This is a genomic window from Hoeflea sp. YIM 152468, assembly GCF_029210485.1.
In the GTDB taxonomy this organism is placed as follows: Bacteria; Pseudomonadota; Alphaproteobacteria; order Rhizobiales; family Rhizobiaceae; genus Hoeflea.
In genome coordinates this window covers 421,028-437,441 of record NZ_JARGET010000038.1, presented here as the reverse complement: position 1 = coordinate 437,441, position 16,414 = coordinate 421,028, and the positions used below count along the sequence as shown (strand labels likewise).

Sequence of the window (16,414 nt, the reverse complement as noted above, 5' to 3'; positions counted from 1 at the left end):
AAAGCTGGGCTCATCCGGTCAAGCTGGTGCGCCGGATGTTCGGCAATCTGGTGTTTTCGAGCCTGACCCGCCGCATCCTGTTTCTCAATCTGGCGGCGTTGGTCGTGCTGGTGTCGGGCATCCTCTACCTCAATCAGTTCCGCGAGGGGCTGATCGACGCGCGCGTCGAGAGTCTTCTCACCCAGGGGGAAATCATTGCCGGCGCGGTGGCCGCATCCGCCTCGGTCGACACCAACTCGATCACCATCGATCCGGAAAAGCTTCTCGAATTGCAAGCCGGGCAGAGCATATTGCCGACCAATTCAAACGAGAATCTGGATTTCCCGATCAATCCGGAACGAATCGCACCGGTCCTGCGGCGCTTGATTTCGCCCACACGCACCCGCGCCCGCATCTATGATGACGATGCAAGCCTGATTCTCGATTCGCGCTATCTTTATACCAGCGGACAGGTGCTGCGCTACGATCTGCCCCCGGCTGAAACCGTCCCGCTCAGTCTGCGCGAAACAGTGTCGAGCTGGTTCAATCGCTTCTTCCAGCGCCGCGACCTGCCTCTCTATCGTGAGCCGCCCGGCGCCGATGGATCGATTTATCCCGAAGTCATGAATGCGCTGACCGGCGGCCGCGGGGCGGTGGTCCGGGTGACGGACAAAGGTGAATTGATCGTGTCGGTGGCGGTCCCGGTTCAGCGGTTTCGCGCGGTGTTGGGGGTTTTGCTGTTGTCAACACAGGCAGGTGACATCGACAAGATTGTCCATGCCGAACGAATGGCAATCTTCCGGGTGTTTGGTGTTGCGGCAATGGTCAACATCGTGCTGTCACTTCTGCTTGCCAGCACGATCGCCACACCACTCCGGCGTTTGTCAGCCGCCGCTGTCAGAGTGCGCCGCGGTGTCCGGGCCCGAGAAGAGATTCCCGATTTTTCCGCCCGCCAGGATGAAATCGGCAATCTGTCGGTGGCGTTGCGTGGCATGACCAATGCGCTTTATGATCGAATTGCCGCCATTGAGAGCTTTGCCGCTGATGTCAGTCATGAGCTTAAGAACCCGCTCACCTCGCTGCGCAGCGCTGTCGAGACGCTGCCGCTTGCACGCAACGAGCAGTCCCGCAAGCGGTTGATGGATGTCATCCAGCACGATGTCCGGCGCATGGATCGCCTGATCAGCGACATTTCCGACGCCTCGCGGCTGGATGCGGAACTGGCGCGCCAAGATGGCAAGAGCGTCGATATGCGAACATTGCTGACCGATATGGTCGACATTGCCCGGCAAGTCCGGTCCGGAAGCAAGGTCGCGACAATTGAGCTCAAGATTGATGAGCGCAATGCTGGCAAGTCCGGCTTCAGTGTGCTCGGTCATGATCTCAGGCTGGGGCAGGTTGTGACCAACCTGATCGAAAACGCCCGATCCTTCGTGCCGGAAACCGGCGGCTCGATCACCATCCGGCTAGGCCGCCGTCGTGGCAATGTCCATGTCGTGGTCGAGGACAACGGTCCGGGTATCCGGGCCGAGGTAATTGATCGTGTCTTCGAGAGGTTTTACACGGATCGGCCGGATGGCGAGGATTTCGGTCAGAATTCGGGTCTTGGGCTGTCGATCAGCCGCCAGATCATTGAGGCACATGGCGGCAGCCTGGCCGTCGAAAACATTCCCGACAGCGAAGCCGGCACATGGGCGGGCGCGAGGTTCATTATCGAACTACCGGCCGAAATCCAATGACCGGAGCTTCGGCCGGCGCCAGGGAAACCATTCACGCAACCGCAATCGTCGTCGGTCAGACCGGATTGCTGTTTCTGGGCCCTTCCGGCTCGGGCAAAAGCAGCGCCGCATTCGCCTGCCTGGCCGAAGCAGCGGCATGGGGGTGGAACGCCGCGCTGATTGCCGATGACCGGACAATGCTCATGGTTCAGGCCGGTCGCATCGTCGCGTCCTGTCCCAAACCCATTCGCGGCCTGATCGAAGTGCGCGGCAGCGGCATCATCACAACACGCCACGTGGATCGGGCGGTGATGCATTGTGCGGTGGCCCTGACCGAGCCATCGCCTCTCAGCCGATTGCCTGCCGAGCATGAAACCTTTTCGTGCAGCGCAGCGACGATACCCCTTTTGCGTCTGTGGCACGATGGCGCAGCCGGTCCGCTGTCAAGGCTGCTTGCGACGTCCAGGCCGCTGTTTTCCGGTTGCTGAGAGCCGTTTCGGCAGATTTTGCCACACGTGTGGCGATTTTTGGCTTGAACTTCGACCGCATCTGTCCAAGATGAAAATTCAAACAGTTCGCGGTTGCGAAGCATTTGGCGTGGCTTGGGATAAACCCAGGCTTGCCGCATGCTGCTGGAGGCAAAATGATCGGATTGGTGCTTGTCACCCATGGCAAGCTCGCTGAAGAGTTCAGGCATGCACTGGAGCATGTCGTCGGACCGCAAACCGCAATTGAAACAGTCTGCATTGGGGCCGAAGACGATATGGACCAGCGGCGGCTGGATATTGTTGGGGCCGTGTCGCGTGTTGAAAATGGTCACGGTGTGATCATACTCACCGATATGTTTGGCGGCACCCCCTCCAATCTTTCGATATCGGTGATGGATTCCGGACGTATCGAGGTCATTGCCGGGGTCAATCTGCCGATGCTGATCAAGCTGGCCGGCGTCCGCGGTGGCAATGACATGCAGAAGGCGCTTGTCGACGCGCAGGATGCGGGACGCAAATACATAAATGTTGCAAGCCGTTTGCTGACCGGAAAATGACGCCCGGTTCTTCCGCTCAGGCGCGCTCACTCAAGATCATCAACAAGCGCGGGCTGCATGCCCGTGCGTCGGCTCGTTTTGTCCAGACGGTCGAGGGTTTTGATGCCGTCGTCCGGGTGACACGCGACGGCGCCACCGTCGGTGGAACGTCGATCATGGGCTTGATGATGCTGGCCGCGAGCCCGGGTTGCTCCATTGACGTTGAAGCGGAAGGGCGTCAGGCCGGCGAGGTGCTTGCGGCGCTTGAGGCGCTGATTGCCGATCGCTTTGGCGAGGACGCCTGATCATTTTCACATAAAGACATCTTTATGTCGTGTTGCCAGCATATGTGTTTCCTGCTATGGCAGCGCGCATGCAATCCAGCCTGTCCCGTCTGGGCCTCAAAACCATTGGAAAATCAATGACCGCTACTCAAGACTATTTCGTTGCCAACATTGAATTGGCTGAGTTTGGCCGCAAAGAGCTTGATATAGCTGAAACCGAGATGCCGGGCCTGATGGCCCTGCGCGAAGAATACGGATCAGAGCAGCCTTTGAAGGGGGCCCGGATTGTCGGTTCCCTGCACATGACCATCCAGACCGCAGTGCTGATCGAGACTCTCACAGCGCTTGGCGCCGATGTCCGCTGGGCTTCCTGCAACATCTTTTCGACCCAGGACCACGCAGCGGCAGCCATCGCCAAGAGCGGTGTTCCGGTGTTCGCGGTCAAGGGCCAGACTCTGACCGAGCATTGGGACTATCTCGACCGCTCGTTCCTGTTCCCTGAAGGGGCCAACATGATCCTCGATGATGGCGGCGACGCCACGCTCTACGTGCTGCTGGGCGCACGGGTCGAGGCTGGCGAGACCAATCTGATTGAAGTTCCGACATCGGAAGAAGAAGAAGCCGTTTTCGCCCAGATCAAGAAGCGCATGAAGCAAAGCCCGGGCTGGTTCACCAGGACACGGGACGCGATCAAGGGCGTGTCGGAGGAGACCACCACCGGCGTGCATCGGCTCTATGATCTGCACAAAAAGGGTCTGCTGCCCTTCCCGGCCTTCAACGTCAATGATTCGGTCACCAAGTCGAAATTCGACAACAAATACGGTTGCAAGGAAAGCCTTGTTGACGGCATCCGTCGCGCCACCGACACGATGATGGCGGGCAAGGTTGCGGTTGTCTGTGGCTACGGTGATGTCGGCAAGGGGTCGGCCGCATCCCTGCGCGGCGCAGGCGCCCGCGTGAAAGTGACGGAAGTTGACCCGATCTGCGCTCTGCAGGCGGCGATGGACGGTTTTGAAGTCGTTCTTCTGGAAGATGTGGTCAAGTCCGCAGATATCTTCGTCACCACCACCGGCAACAAGGACGTGATCCGGCTCGAGCATATGCGCGAGATGAAGGACATGGCCATCGTCGGCAACATCGGCCATTTCGACAATGAAATTCAGGTCGCGGCGCTGAAAAACCACAAATGGACCAACATCAAGGATCAGGTGGACATGATCGAAATGCCTTCGGGCAATCGCATGATCCTGTTGAGCCAGGGCCGCTTGCTCAACCTCGGCAACGCCACCGGTCATCCGAGCTTCGTGATGTCGGCGTCCTTCACCAACCAGGTGCTGGCACAGATTGAACTCTGGACCAGGGGCGACCAGTATGAAAACCAGGTCTATGTGCTGCCCAAGCACCTTGATGAGAAGGTCGCGCGACTGCATCTCGACAAGATCGGCGCCAAATTGACCGAACTCAAGACCGAACAGGCCGACTATATCGGCGTGTCGGTTGAGGGTCCGTTCAAACCGGAACACTACCGGTACTAATTATTTAGTCTCTACCCACAAGATATTGATGCCGCATCCTTGACAACAGGGGTGCGGTTTTCTTTTTGCCGCTCTCCCCTTCACCGTGATTCGTGAAACAGGTATGTTTTACCCATTGATTCGTTTTGCGTTGTGGCGGCGCAGAGAACGGGTTGGCGATGTCTTGTCAAACAGTCGACGAGGGGACGAAGGCATGCCGGTGAAAACGGATTCACTTGGGCGCAATAGGCTATTGAGGCTTGGAAAAACCCTGGCAGGTGACCTTCATCGGGTCGGCTGCAAGGTTTCAACCGGCACAGCACTGCTTGGCGGCAGTCTTTTGGCCTCTGCAGCCCCTGTCATGGCTCAGGCTTCGGCAGGCGAGGCGCCCGGCGGCCTGCCCATCTCGTCTCTGGAAGTGGTCAATTTTGCCATGGTCATCGGCGCCATCTCGGCGGCCATGATTTCGGCTATATGGCTGATTCGCGAACGCGCCAAGATAGACCTCGAGAATGTCGGTCTGCGGGCTTCCCTGGCCGATGCCAACGCAAGAATTTCCCGTTACGAAGCCCTGATTGTCGACCGCGACCGCCAGATCGTTGTCTGGGATGGGGCCGGTTTGCCGGCCGAAGTGCTTGGATGCCTCTCCGCCGAAACCGGCGCCCCGCAAAAACCGGCCGAGTTTCTCGCCTTCGGTCGCTGGCTTGAACCGAGATCGGCGGCCAAACTCGATGATGCCATCGACAAGCTGCGGGCCCAGGCTCAACGTTTCGACATGATCGTCGAAACCAGCCGTGGGCATGTCATCGAGGCCCAGGGCCGGGTTTCCGGCGGCCGCGCCTTTGTCCGGTTCGTCACCCTGTCCAACGTCCGCGCCGAGCTGGCCGAGCTCAAGACCGAGCGGGACCGGTTGCTGGCTTCGCTGGATACATTCCAGGCGCTGCTCGATGTCATCGACATGCCTGTCTGGTTGCGCGGACCTGATGCGAAACTTCTCTGGGTCAACTCCGCCTATGCCCACGCGGTTGAGGCAGGGGATCGCCAGGATGCACTGCAGCGCGGGCTGGAGTTGCTCGGAACCGCGGCGCGGGAACGTGTGCGCGCTGTGGCGACCGCCGATCGGCCCTTCCACGACAAGGTGTCGACGGTCATTCACGGCCATCGCCGGTTCCTGGAGGTGGCTGACGTCAAGACACCGTGCGGAAATGCCGGTCTGGCCCTGGATGTGTCGGTTGAGCAGGATTTGCGCGAAGAACTCAAGCGCACCCTGCAAAGCCATGCCGAAACACTCAATCATCTGGCAACGCCGGTGGCGATTTTCGATCGCGATCAGCGTCTGCAGTTTCACAACCAGGCTTTTCAGCGGCTGTGGGAACTCGACACGCCCTATCTGGCGCGGCGGCCTGACAATGGCGAATTTCTCGAACGGTTGCGGGCCGACGGCAAATTGCCCGAGCCGCATGCCTGGCGCGATTGGAAGGACCAGATTCTGTCCGTCTACCGGTCCGTCGACACCACGCCACAGCTTTGGCATCTGCCTGACGGGCAAACCCTCAATGTCTTCGCCAATGCCCATCCGCAAGGCGGCGTGACCTGGGTGTTCGAGAATCTGACCGAAAAGGTCGACCTGGAAACCCGCTACAACACATTGCTCGAGGCGCAGGGCGAGACCATCGATCACCTGGCCGAAGGCGTCGGCGTGTTTGGGCCTGATGGCAAGATCCGTCTGTCCAATCCGTCTTTCCGCGCGCTTTGGGGTCTGACCGATCTGCAGGTCAAGCCGGGAACCCATATTCGTGACATCGCCGAGGCTTGCGAACCATCCTACCGCGAGCCCGATGGCTGGCGCCTGTTCGCCGGCGCCATCACCGGCTTCGAGGATGAACGGCGAACCCGCGAAGGCCGCATTGAGCTGGTCACCGGCCTCATCCTCGATTATGCCATCGTGCCGCTGCCCAACGGCCAGACCATGATCGCCTTCGTCAATGTCACCGACAGCGTCGGGGCCGAGCGGATGCTGACCGAGAAGAACGAAGCCTTGCGCAAGGCCGACGCGCTCAAGAACGATTTCGTGCAGCATGTGTCCTACGAGTTGCGCTCACCGCTCACCAACATCATCGGTTTCACCGAATTGCTGCAGACCCCCGGCATTGGCGAGCTCAATGACCGCCAGTCCGAGTATCTTGACCATATTTCGACCTCGTCCTCGGTGCTGCTCACCATCGTCAACGACATTCTTGATCTGGCGACGGTCGATGCCGGTATCATGAAGATCGAGGCCGGCGCGGTGAATATATCCGAGCTTTTCGGCGAAGCGGGCGATCAGATTTCCGACCGTCTGAAGGAAAACAGCCTGGTGCTCGAGATCGATACCACCGGCGCGCCGCAGGAGATGATCGGCGATCACCAACGGCTCAAGCAGATCCTGTTCAAGCTGCTGATGAATGCTGCAAATTTTGCGCCCGATGGCTCTGTGATACGGCTTGGCTGCCGTCAGGACGAGGACGCGGTGTACTTCTCGGTATCGGATTCCGGGCCCGGCATTCCTGAAAATGCCCGCCGGGATGTTTTTGCCCGCTTTGAGACCAATGGACAGTCGGGCCGCCGCAGTGGCGCCGGGCTGGGTCTGTCCATCGTTCAGAGTTTCGTCGGATTGCACAAGGGAGCTGTTTCCATCGAAGACGGCGACGAGGGCGGCGCCACCGTGGTCTGCCGCTTCCCGACACATCTGCCACTTGCCCGCGACGCGGCCGAGTAGCCTCCATGGGTCCAGCGTCCATCCGTGTTGAACTGGCTGACACGGCTGCAACCGCCCTGTTTGCTCAAGATGTATCCCTCGCCCTCAAACAGGGCGATTGCCTTTGCCTGTCGGGAGATCTCGGCGCCGGAAAGTCCACCTTTGCCCGGGCGCTGATCCGCGCCGTGGCTGACGATCCTGATCTCGAAGTGCCAAGCCCCACATTCACGCTGGTCCAGGTCTACCAGTTGCGCCTGCCGATCGCCCATCTTGATCTCTACCGCATCGGCTCGTCTGATGAGCTGTCTGAACTGGGGCTGGACGATGCGCTCGCCGAGGGAGCAGCGCTGATCGAGTGGCCGGAAAAGGCGGCTGACAGTCTGCCGGAGGATCAGGTGGTGATCCGGTTTGACGGCATTGGCGACAGTCGCACAATCACCCTGTCCGGCCCGGACTCCTTTGTTGCCCGGCTGCAGCGGTCCCGCGCGGCGCGGGCATTTCTCGACGCTGCGGGTTGGGGGTCGGCGTCGCGGCATCATCTGCAAGGTGATGCCTCCACCCGCACCTATGAGACGATCCGCGCCGAGGCACGTGAGCCGGTCATTTTGATGAATGCGCCAAGGCAGCCGGACGGTCCGCCGGTGCGCCACGGCCTGCCCTATTCGCAGATTGCCCATCTGGCCGAGGATGTTGTTCCGTTTGTGGCCATCGCTCGCTGGCTGCGTGCGCAGGGACTTGCCGCACCTGAAATCATCGCCAGTGATCTCGATCAGGGGTTCCTGCTGATCGAAAACCTCGGCAGTGACGGTATTCTGGACAGCGAAGCAAAGCCTGATCCGGAGCGCTATGGCCTGGCCATCGATTGTCTGGCCATGCTGCACGGCAAGCAACTTCCCGGTGCGTTACCGGCTGCAGACCGGTCGCATCATGTGCCGGCTTACGATGCCCGGGCGATGCAGATCGAGGTGGAACTGCTGACCGACTGGTATCTGCCTTGGCGGCGCGGCGTTGTCGTGCCCGATGAGGAGCGCGCCGCGTATCTTGACGTGTGGCGGGCTCTGTTCGCGCAGCTTGAAACCGCCGAAAGATCACTTGTGCTGCGGGATTATCACTCCCCCAATTTGATCTGGCGCCCCGGCAGGGAAGGATTGGACCGGCTCGGCATCATCGATTTCCAGGATGCGATGATCGGCCCGTCGGCCTATGATGTGGCGTCGCTGTGCCAGGATGCCCGGGTGACGGTTGAGCCGGAACTCGCTGATCGGCTGCTGGATCGCTATGTTGCTGCCCGCCGGACCGGCAACCCGGACTTTGACGAGGCCGGATTCCGTCAGGCCTACAGCATCATGGCCGCCCAGCGCGCCGCCAAGATTCTCGGTATCTTCGTCCGGCTCAAGCAGCGCGACGGAAAAGCCGGCTATATGCGCCATCTTCCCCGGATGGAGACCTATATTTCGGCTTCTCTGCAACATCCGGCGTTGCAACCCTTGCGCATCTGGTTTGCAAAGGCTGGTATCGGAGACAGCGAATCATAAACTGGAACCGCCAATCCGATGACGATCAAAACCGCCATGATTCTGGCCGCCGGGCTTGGCACCCGCATGCGTCCAATCACCAACACGCTGCCCAAGCCGCTGGTCGAGGTGGCGGGCAAGCCGTTGATTGCCTACGGGCTTGAAGCGCTTGAGCGGCTTGGTGTCAGCTCCATTGTCGTCAATGTGCATTATCTGGCGCCGTTGCTGATCGACTGGCTGCGGGCCCGGCCCGGCCCGAAAATCATCATTTCCGATGAAACCGCCGAATTGCTCGATTCGGGCGGCGGCATCGTCAAGGCGTTGCCCGATCTTGGCACCGAGCCGTTCCTGGTGCTCAATGCCGATACATTCTGGCTTGAGGACCCGCAGGCTGACATCGACAATCTTGCCAGCATGACACATCGTTTCGATGCCGAATCGATGGACATTCTGGTGATGACAGCCCGTCTCGATCAGGCCACAGGCCATACCGGAGCCGGGGATTTCACGTCGGATGAACAAGGCCGCCTGACCCGCTTCGAGGGTCACGGACAGCCTCTGATCTATGCCGGCGCACTCATTCTGAACCCGGCTGTGTTTGACGCCATATCGGTGCCGAGATTTTCCATCAACCAGTGTTTCGACCGGGCCGCCAGCGCCGGACGGCTGTTCGGCGCGCCAATGCAGGGTCATTGGCTCACGGTCGGGACCCCGGAAGCCATCGGTGAGGCAGAAGCCGCACGAACCGCCTTTCTTGCCGCCCGGTCTGCCGACGCAGGCGAGCCGGTACAGTGACGCGGGCCGCGCCCCGCATTGCAACGATCCCGCCCGGGGTGGATTTTCTCGCCACACTGGCTGACCAGATCGTCTCCGGCACATTGCTGCCGGGACTCGCCTACAGCACCGAAAATCCGCTGTCGCTGGCCGGCGCCACTGTGTTCGTGCCCACGCGCCGTGCCGCCCGGGTGCTGCGCTCCGAACTTACCGATTGCATCGGCAAGGGATCAGCGATTCTGCCTGTAATCCGCCCTCTGGGCGAAACCGATGATGATGCAGGGTTCTTCGACACCGCCGAGCCTGAAACGCTGACACTTGATCCGCCGATCCCGCAAATAGCCGCCACGTTGCGCCTGGCGGATCTCGTCCTGGCCTGGAAGCAGGCCTTGCCGCAGGCGGTCAGGGATCACCTCGAAGGCATGCCGCTGGTCGCGCCTGCCAATCCGGCCGATGCCATCTGGCTGGGCAGCGCCCTGTTTGATCTGATCCAGGCGGTGGAGACCGAAGAGGGGGATTTTGCCGGACTCGAGACGGTGATTGACGCCGATTTGCAGCAATGGTGGCAACTGACAAGCGAATTCCTCAAGATCGCGCGGCAATTCTGGCCGAGCTTGCTTGAAGAGATCCATCGCTCCAGCCCGGCCCGGCATCACAACGCGATGATTGACGTGTTCACCCGCGGCCTTGCCGTTTCGGCTGCGAATCGACCCGTCATTGTTGCCGGATCCACCGGGACACGGCCGTCAACTGCCCGGTTGATCGCCATGGTGGCGCACCTGCCGCAGGGCGCGGTGGTGCTGCCGGGACTCGACCAGGTCATGCGCCCGCAGCACTGGCAGGCGCTGGCGCGGGCGGCAGCCAATCAACAATCGGAGGATGGCCGCATACTGGTCGATGTCGCCATCCGCAGCCATCCGCAATATGGCCTGCTGCACCTGCTTCAAAGCTGTGGTCTGGAGGCCGACCGGATCGGCGACATTCCGGAAATCGGCCAGCTTTCATCCGAACTGGCGATTCGCCGCCGGATGGTGTCCAGCGCACTCCTGCCGGCGAGTTCCACCGAAGCCTGGGGAGAGCCGGGGTTTCTGCCGGCTCCCACGGTGATCGGGCCGGGCTTTGACCATGTGAGCCTGATCGAGGCGACCAATGAGCGTGAGGAAGCCTCGGCGCTGGCCGCAGCCATGCGCCGGGCGCTGGAGCCGCGTCCCGGACTTCCCGAGCCGACGGCGGCGCTGGTCACGCCGGACCGCAACCTTGCCCGCCGTGTCGTCACCGAACTGGGCCGCTACGGCATACAGGCCAATGATTCGGGCGGCGCGCCGCTGGCCGCCAGCCTGCAGGGCGGGCTGGCGCGATTGGCGGTGCAGCTTGCCTTTGCGCCGGGGGATGCGGTGGCAATCACCGCTCTCATCAAGCATCCGCTGGCGCGTTTTGGTCTCACCCGGGCCAGGGCCAGCGCCTGTGCCGGTCTTGTCGAACGCCTTGCGCTGCGGGGCGGCAGCGGCGCCGTCGATATTGGCGCGCTTGATTCCCTTGTCACCCTGCGCGAGCCCGCGCGGCACGATCGTCACGCGCCGCAATGGCGGGCGCGGATCAGCGATCGCCAGGCCGATGAGGCGCGTGAGTTCGCCCGCCGCGCCACAGAAGCGCTTGCGCCGCTGACCTCGATGGAGGCTGACAGGACCGGACAGGAGGCCAGCACCCGGTTTACAATCGGCCGTCTGGCGGCGCTGACCGCCGAAGCGCTGGAGCGGATCTGCGTCGACGAAACCGGCGCGCTGGATCTTTTGTGGGGCGATGAAGCCGGGGCCGATCTGGCCGATCTGTTGCTTGAAACCCGCGACAGCGGCTCGATGCTGGAAATGACCGGTCCGGAGTGGGTGGGCGCACTGGATGCGCTAATGGCGGGACGAATGGTCAAGCCCCGGGCCGGCGGCCATCCCCGCGCTTTTATCTGGGGTGCGCTCGAGGCCCGGCTGCAACATGTCGATACCCTGCTGATGGGCGCGCTCAACGAGGGCGTCTGGCCGCAAGCGGGGCAGGAAGACCCGTTCCTGTCGCGCGCGATGAAGGCGGCAATCGGGCTGGAACCGCCCGAGCGCCGGATCGGTCAGGCCGCCCATGATTTTCAGATGGCGATGGGCGCGCCCGAGGTGGTGCTGTCGCGGTCGTTCCGGTCCGGCAAGGCCCCGACCGTTGCCTCGCGCTGGCTTCAGCGGCTGCTGGCGGTGATCGGTCCGGCGCCGTCAGACGCGCTTCGCGCGCGCGGCCAGATGCTGTTGACGCATGCCAGGACCTTGGACCAGGGTCCGCCTGCGCCCGCCGCGCTGCGTCCCGAGCCGCATCCAGCGGCCGAACTCCAGCCGAACTCCTATTCCTTCTCGGAAGTCGGCAAGCTGCGTCGTGATCCTTACGCCATCTATGCCCGGCGCATTCTCCATCTCGATCCGCTCGAAGACCTCCGCTCTGATCCAGGTCCGCGTGAGCGGGGCACGCTGTACCATGCGATTCTTGAGGCGTTTGTTTCCAGCACCGAGCCCGATGCCCGCACCCTGGAGACCCTTAGCCGGATAACGACCGAGCATTTTGCCAAGGCGGGCCTGCCGGATGCCGCTGCGCTGGTCTGGCGGATGCGGTTCGACAAGGCGGCGCGGACAATCGTGGATTGGGAGAGCGAGAACGCCGCTGATGTGGTGCGGTCGCTGGTCGAGGCCCGCGCCGTCCTCGATATGCCGGAAGCCGGAATCCGGCTCACCGGCATGGCCGACCGCATCGACCTGCGCCGCGATGGCAGCGTCTGGATCATCGACTACAAGACCGGCGGTTCGCCGTCGCGCAAGGAGGCGCGGATCCTGCTTGATCCGCAACTGGCGCTCGAGGCCCATGCCCTGATCAATGGCGGCTTTGCAGATACAGGCAAAAGGCCGGTGTCCGGCCTTTTCTATCAGCGGCTGACCGGAAAGGAACCCTTCGCCGAACGCATCGACACTGATCCGGAAAAGCCCGGCCGCGACGAAGTTCTCAGCCCGGCTGATCTTGCCGCCAAGGCGGCTGTGGAATTCAGCCGGCTGGTGGTCATGCTGCGCAGCGGCCAGCGCGGATTCCTGTCGCGCGCGATTCCGCAAAGCGCCCGTGATTTCGGCGGCGAATATGATCATCTGGCCCGTGTCGCCGAATGGCAGACTGCGGTGGACGCGGAAGGCGGCGACAGCGATGAGTGAGACCTCCAGCGCCACCATCATATCTGACACCACCGCCCGCCAGAACCTGGCGGCAACGCCGACAGTGTCGGCCTGGGTGTCGGCCAATGCCGGCTCCGGCAAAACCCATGTGCTGGCCCGGCGGGTGATCCGGCTGCTGCTGCGTGGCGCGCGTCCCTCGGCTATTCTGTGCCTGACCTACACCAAGGCCGCCGCCGCCGAGATGTCCAACCGGGTGTTCAGGACGCTGGGTGAGTGGGTGCGGCTTGATGATGCCGAGCTTGCCGCACGCATTGCCGAACTCGAGGGCACGGCTGCCGAACCGCAGCAGCTGATTCGCGCCCGGCGGCTGTTCGCCACGGCGCTGGAGACGCCCGGCGGTCTCAAGATTCAGACCATTCACGCCTTTTGTGAAGCGGTTCTGCACCGCTTTCCGCTGGAAGCCAACATTCCAGGTCATTTCAATGTTCTTGATGACCAGAAGGCTGCCGAACTGCTGGCCGAGGCCCGCAGGCAGTTGATGTCGGCGCAGACGTTCAAGCGCGATCCGGATCTGGCTGCCGCAGTCACCCATGTGCTTGATATCGGCGGCGAGGCCGGTTTTGATAGCCTTGTCTCCGGGCTCTATGCCCGCCGCCGCGATTTTCTCGCCTTCGACGCCAGAGCCCGGGTGTCCGGCGGTGCGGAACCGTTGATCAGGACAGCGCTGGGCTTGTCGCCGCACGATGACGAAACCTCGGCCCTCGAAGCTCTCTGGCCCCTCGATCCGCTGCCGGTCGATTATGTCAGGGCCTTGTTCGACTACGCACAATCGGCGAAATCCGCAGCACGCGCCCATACCTTCGCTTATGGACTGCTGGCAGTTGGCTCGGAGGCTGATCCTGCCGGGCGTATGGCTTTGCTCAAGCAGGTGTTCTTCACCAAGTCCGGGAGCCCCGCCAAGCTTGGCAATGTTGCCTCCAAATCGGTGCTCGAGCGTTTTCCGGATCTCGGCGACCGGGTGGCGGCAGCGCAATCGCAGATCGTCGGTGTCTTCGACCGGTTGGCACGGCTCAGGATGTTGTCAGCCTCACTGACGGCATTCCGTCTGGGGCAGCACTATCTCGGCGAATTCGAGAGACTCAAGACCCGCCAGGCGCTGCTTGATTACGATGATCTGATTGCCGCCACCGAGGCGCTGTTGTCCAGAAGCGGTGCCAGCGCCTGGGTGCATTACAAGCTCGATCAGGGCATCGACCATGTTCTGGTCGATGAAGCCCAGGATACGGCGCCCCTGCAATGGAATGTCATCGGCGCCTTGTCGGATGAATTCTTTGCCGGCGAAGGCGCGCGTCCCGCGCTCAGGACCCTGTTTGCTGTCGGGGACGAGAAGCAGTCGATCTATTCGTTCCAGGGCGCCCGCCCCGAGCGCTTTGCACAGGAGCGGAGCCGCGTCGCCGGTCGTGCCCGGGCTGCCGATGTGGATTTCGCCAAGGTCTCGCTGCGGGTGTCGTTCCGCTCCGCCACTGAAGTCCTCAGGCTTGTCGACCACGTCTTTGCCGATCCGGACGCCCTGCGCGGCATGGGCTCGCTGGATGAGCCGGTGATCCACGAAACCGCCCGCCTGCAGGCGCCGGGACTGGTGGAAGTCTGGCCGATGATTGCCAGGGAACCGGCCGGCAACGACGAGGACTGGACTGCCGCCTTCGACGAAGTCCCTGAAACCGCGCCGGCGGCCCAGCTGGCGCGCCGCATTGCCGGCGTTCTCGGCCGCTGGGTCGGCCACGAGATGATTGAAGACCAGAAAACCCGGCAGCTGCGGCCGATAAAACCCGGCGATATTCTGGTTCTGGTTCGCAAGCGTGACGGTTTCGTGCCAACCCTGTTGCGCACGCTGAAGGCCTCGACCGATATACCGGTGGCCGGCGCCGACCGGTTGCGGCTGACCGACCATATCGCCGTCCAGGACCTCATGGCACTTGGCCGCTTTGTTCTTCTCACTGACGATGACCTTTCCCTGGCCGCCGTGTTCAAGAGCCCGCTGCTCGGCCTTGATGAGGATGATCTGTTCAATCTGACCGCGACCCGGCCGAAGGGCATGTCGGTGTGGCAGCATCTGCTGGAGCGTGCAGAAACCGATACGCGGTTCGCCCAGGCCGTGGACAAGCTCAAACGCTGGGTTTCCCGTGGCGCCAACCTGCCGCCGCATGATTTCTATGCCGAACTGCTTGGTCCCGATGGTGGACGCCGCGCCTATCTCGCCCGGCTCGGCCACGAGGTCAGTGATGTGCTCGACGAGTTCCTCGGTCTCACACTCGACCATGAACAGGCGGGCTTGCCAGGTCTGCAATGCTTTCTGGCCATGCTCGAGGCCGACATGCCCGAGATCAAGCGCGAGATGGAAGGCCAGTCCGATGCCGTGCGGATCATGACGGTTCATGCCGCCAAGGGACTGGAAGCGCCGATCGTGTTTCTGGTCGATTCGGGCGGCGAGGCTTTCCAGCACAGCCACCAGCCCCGGCTCTGGCTTCTGCCGCAACAGCCCGGCACGCCCGGTGCGCCGACGGTTCCCGTCTGGCTGCCTGACAAGAGCCATGACAACGAGGCCATCGCCCCGATGCGCGAGATCATGCGGGCGCAGGCGGAGGAGGAGTACCGCAGGTTGCTCTATGTCGGTTTGACCCGGGCCGCCGATCGGCTTGTGGTTTGCGGTTATCGCGGCATCAGGGAGGTCAAGACCCCGACCTGGCATTCGCTTGCCACCGCCGGTCTGGACCGTGCCGCCGGAGATACCGGTTACCTGATCCGGGATATCACCCATGATCAGGCGGGTGCTCCGTTCGAGGTGCGCCGGTACTGCCGCAGTCGGCTTGAAGCGGCACACACCGGAACTGCTGCTGGGGTGCCGGCGCAAAGCCGTCCGCCCGTCAGCGAAAGCGAAATCACCATCCCGACAAGCCCGTTGCCGGCACCAGCGCGTCTGCCGCGCCCGCTGGCGCCCTCCGGCGTCAGCGCGGTGCTCGAGGACAGTGGCGAGGTGGCGTCCCGGTCGCCGTTTGGCGAAAGTGCGGCCGGCTCGACGGCGGCGCTGCAACGCGGCAGCATGGTCCACCGGCTGCTGCAGGTGCTGCCGGGAGTTGCCGCAGCCGAGCGCCAGGCGGTTCTGGCACGCTATCTCGCCCGGGCCTTGCCGCCGGAACAGGCTGCCTTGGCTCAGAGCATAGAGACCCAGGTTCTCGGTGTTCTCCAAGACGCCCGCTTTGCACCGGTGTTTGATGCCCCGGGCGAGGCGGAGGTTTCGGTGATGGGAACCTTGCGAATAGCCGGCGAAGACCGGGCAGTCTCCGGGCGACTTGATCGCATCGCGATTGAAACCGACCGGGTGCTGATCATTGACTACAAGACCGGCCTTGCGCCCAAGCCGGGACAGGCACCGCCGGATGATCACGTTTCCCAGCTGGCGATTTACCGTGCCCTTCTGGCGCCTCTTTATCCCGAACGGCGAATTGACGCAGCCTTGATCTATGTTTCCGGCCCGTTTTTGATGGAAATCCCCGCAGCGGAGCTGGATCAGGCCATGGCCAGGATCGACCGACCACGTAACGCCGCAGATCACAGCTCGGTGAGTCCGTTCGAAAAGCCTTGAATACCCAAGACCGAATCATCACATTGGCTCCATATGAGTCAT

The 16,414-nt window shown here is 62.3% G+C and carries 10 protein-coding genes; all 10 read left to right on the top strand.

What is annotated here, in order from left to right; genetic code table 11:
* The first annotated feature begins 35 nt into the window (after nt 1-35).
* Nucleotides 36-1,718 (top strand): sensor histidine kinase, encoded by a 1,683-nt coding sequence (locus PZ897_RS20000; protein ID WP_275754596.1) that lies wholly within the window; start codon nt 36-38, stop codon nt 1,716-1,718.
* Nucleotides 1,715-2,185 carry an HPr kinase/phosphatase C-terminal domain-containing protein gene (locus PZ897_RS19995; protein WP_275754518.1) on the top strand — a complete coding sequence of 157 codons (471 nt, stop codon included), beginning with the start codon at nt 1,715-1,717 and terminating at the stop codon, nt 2,183-2,185. The genes PZ897_RS20000 and PZ897_RS19995 overlap by 4 nt, the downstream gene beginning before the upstream one ends.
* A gap of 155 nt (nt 2,186-2,340) precedes the next feature.
* Complete coding sequence (locus PZ897_RS19990) at nt 2,341-2,742, top strand: PTS sugar transporter subunit IIA (protein ID WP_275754516.1); 402 nt, start codon at nt 2,341-2,343, stop codon at nt 2,740-2,742.
* Nucleotides 2,739-3,026 carry an HPr family phosphocarrier protein gene (locus PZ897_RS19985; RefSeq protein WP_275754514.1) on the top strand — a complete coding sequence of 96 codons (288 nt, stop codon included), beginning with the start codon at nt 2,739-2,741 and terminating at the stop codon, nt 3,024-3,026. The genes PZ897_RS19990 and PZ897_RS19985 overlap by 4 nt, the downstream gene beginning before the upstream one ends.
* A gap of 116 nt (nt 3,027-3,142) precedes the next feature.
* The gene (gene ahcY, locus PZ897_RS19980) at nt 3,143-4,540 is read left to right on the top strand and encodes an adenosylhomocysteinase (RefSeq protein ID WP_275754513.1); all 1,398 of its coding nucleotides are present in this window, start codon (nt 3,143-3,145) and stop codon (nt 4,538-4,540) included.
* Between the two features lie 340 nt (nt 4,541-4,880).
* Nucleotides 4,881-7,277 carry a PAS domain-containing sensor histidine kinase gene (locus PZ897_RS19975; protein WP_275754512.1) on the top strand — a complete coding sequence of 799 codons (2,397 nt, stop codon included), beginning with the start codon at nt 4,881-4,883 and terminating at the stop codon, nt 7,275-7,277.
* 5 nt (nt 7,278-7,282) lie between these two features.
* Entirely contained in the window at nt 7,283-8,791 is a 1,509-nt protein-coding gene (gene tsaE, locus PZ897_RS19970) for a tRNA (adenosine(37)-N6)-threonylcarbamoyltransferase complex ATPase subunit type 1 TsaE (protein ID WP_275754511.1), read from the top strand.
* An 18-nt stretch (nt 8,792-8,809) separates the two neighbouring features.
* Nucleotides 8,810-9,565 carry a nucleotidyltransferase family protein gene (locus PZ897_RS19965; protein ID WP_275754510.1) on the top strand — a complete coding sequence of 252 codons (756 nt, stop codon included), beginning with the start codon at nt 8,810-8,812 and terminating at the stop codon, nt 9,563-9,565.
* Nucleotides 9,562-12,768: a double-strand break repair protein AddB gene (gene addB, locus PZ897_RS19960; protein ID WP_275754509.1), complete on the top strand. Its 3,207-nt coding sequence runs from the start codon at nt 9,562-9,564 to the stop codon at nt 12,766-12,768. Before PZ897_RS19965 ends, addB begins: the two co-directional genes overlap by 4 nt.
* Nucleotides 12,761-16,372, top strand: a complete 3,612-nt coding sequence (gene addA / locus PZ897_RS19955) for a double-strand break repair helicase AddA (RefSeq protein ID WP_275754508.1) — start codon at nt 12,761-12,763, stop codon at nt 16,370-16,372. The genes addB and addA overlap by 8 nt, the downstream gene beginning before the upstream one ends.
* Nucleotides 16,373-16,414: the final 42 nt, after the last annotated feature.

Bases quoted from the DNA above. Each gene is read 5' to 3' on its own strand.
- PZ897_RS19995 (WP_275754518.1), top strand. From the start codon at position 1,715: ATGACCGGAGCTTCGGCCGGCGCCAGGGAAACCATTCACGCAACCGCA.
- PZ897_RS19990 (WP_275754516.1), top strand. From the start codon at position 2,341: ATGATCGGATTGGTGCTTGTCACCCATGGCAAGCTCGCTGAAGAGTTC.
- addA (WP_275754508.1), top strand. From the start codon at position 12,761: ATGAGTGAGACCTCCAGCGCCACCATCATATCTGACACCACCGCCCGC.
- tsaE (WP_275754511.1), top strand. From the start codon at position 7,283: ATGGGTCCAGCGTCCATCCGTGTTGAACTGGCTGACACGGCTGCAACC.
- PZ897_RS19975 (WP_275754512.1), top strand. From the start codon at position 4,881: ATGGCTCAGGCTTCGGCAGGCGAGGCGCCCGGCGGCCTGCCCATCTCG.
- ahcY (WP_275754513.1), top strand. From the start codon at position 3,143: ATGACCGCTACTCAAGACTATTTCGTTGCCAACATTGAATTGGCTGAG.
- PZ897_RS20000 (WP_275754596.1), top strand. From the start codon at position 36: ATGTTCGGCAATCTGGTGTTTTCGAGCCTGACCCGCCGCATCCTGTTT.
- PZ897_RS19965 (WP_275754510.1), top strand. From the start codon at position 8,810: ATGACGATCAAAACCGCCATGATTCTGGCCGCCGGGCTTGGCACCCGC.
- PZ897_RS19985 (WP_275754514.1), top strand. From the start codon at position 2,739: ATGACGCCCGGTTCTTCCGCTCAGGCGCGCTCACTCAAGATCATCAAC.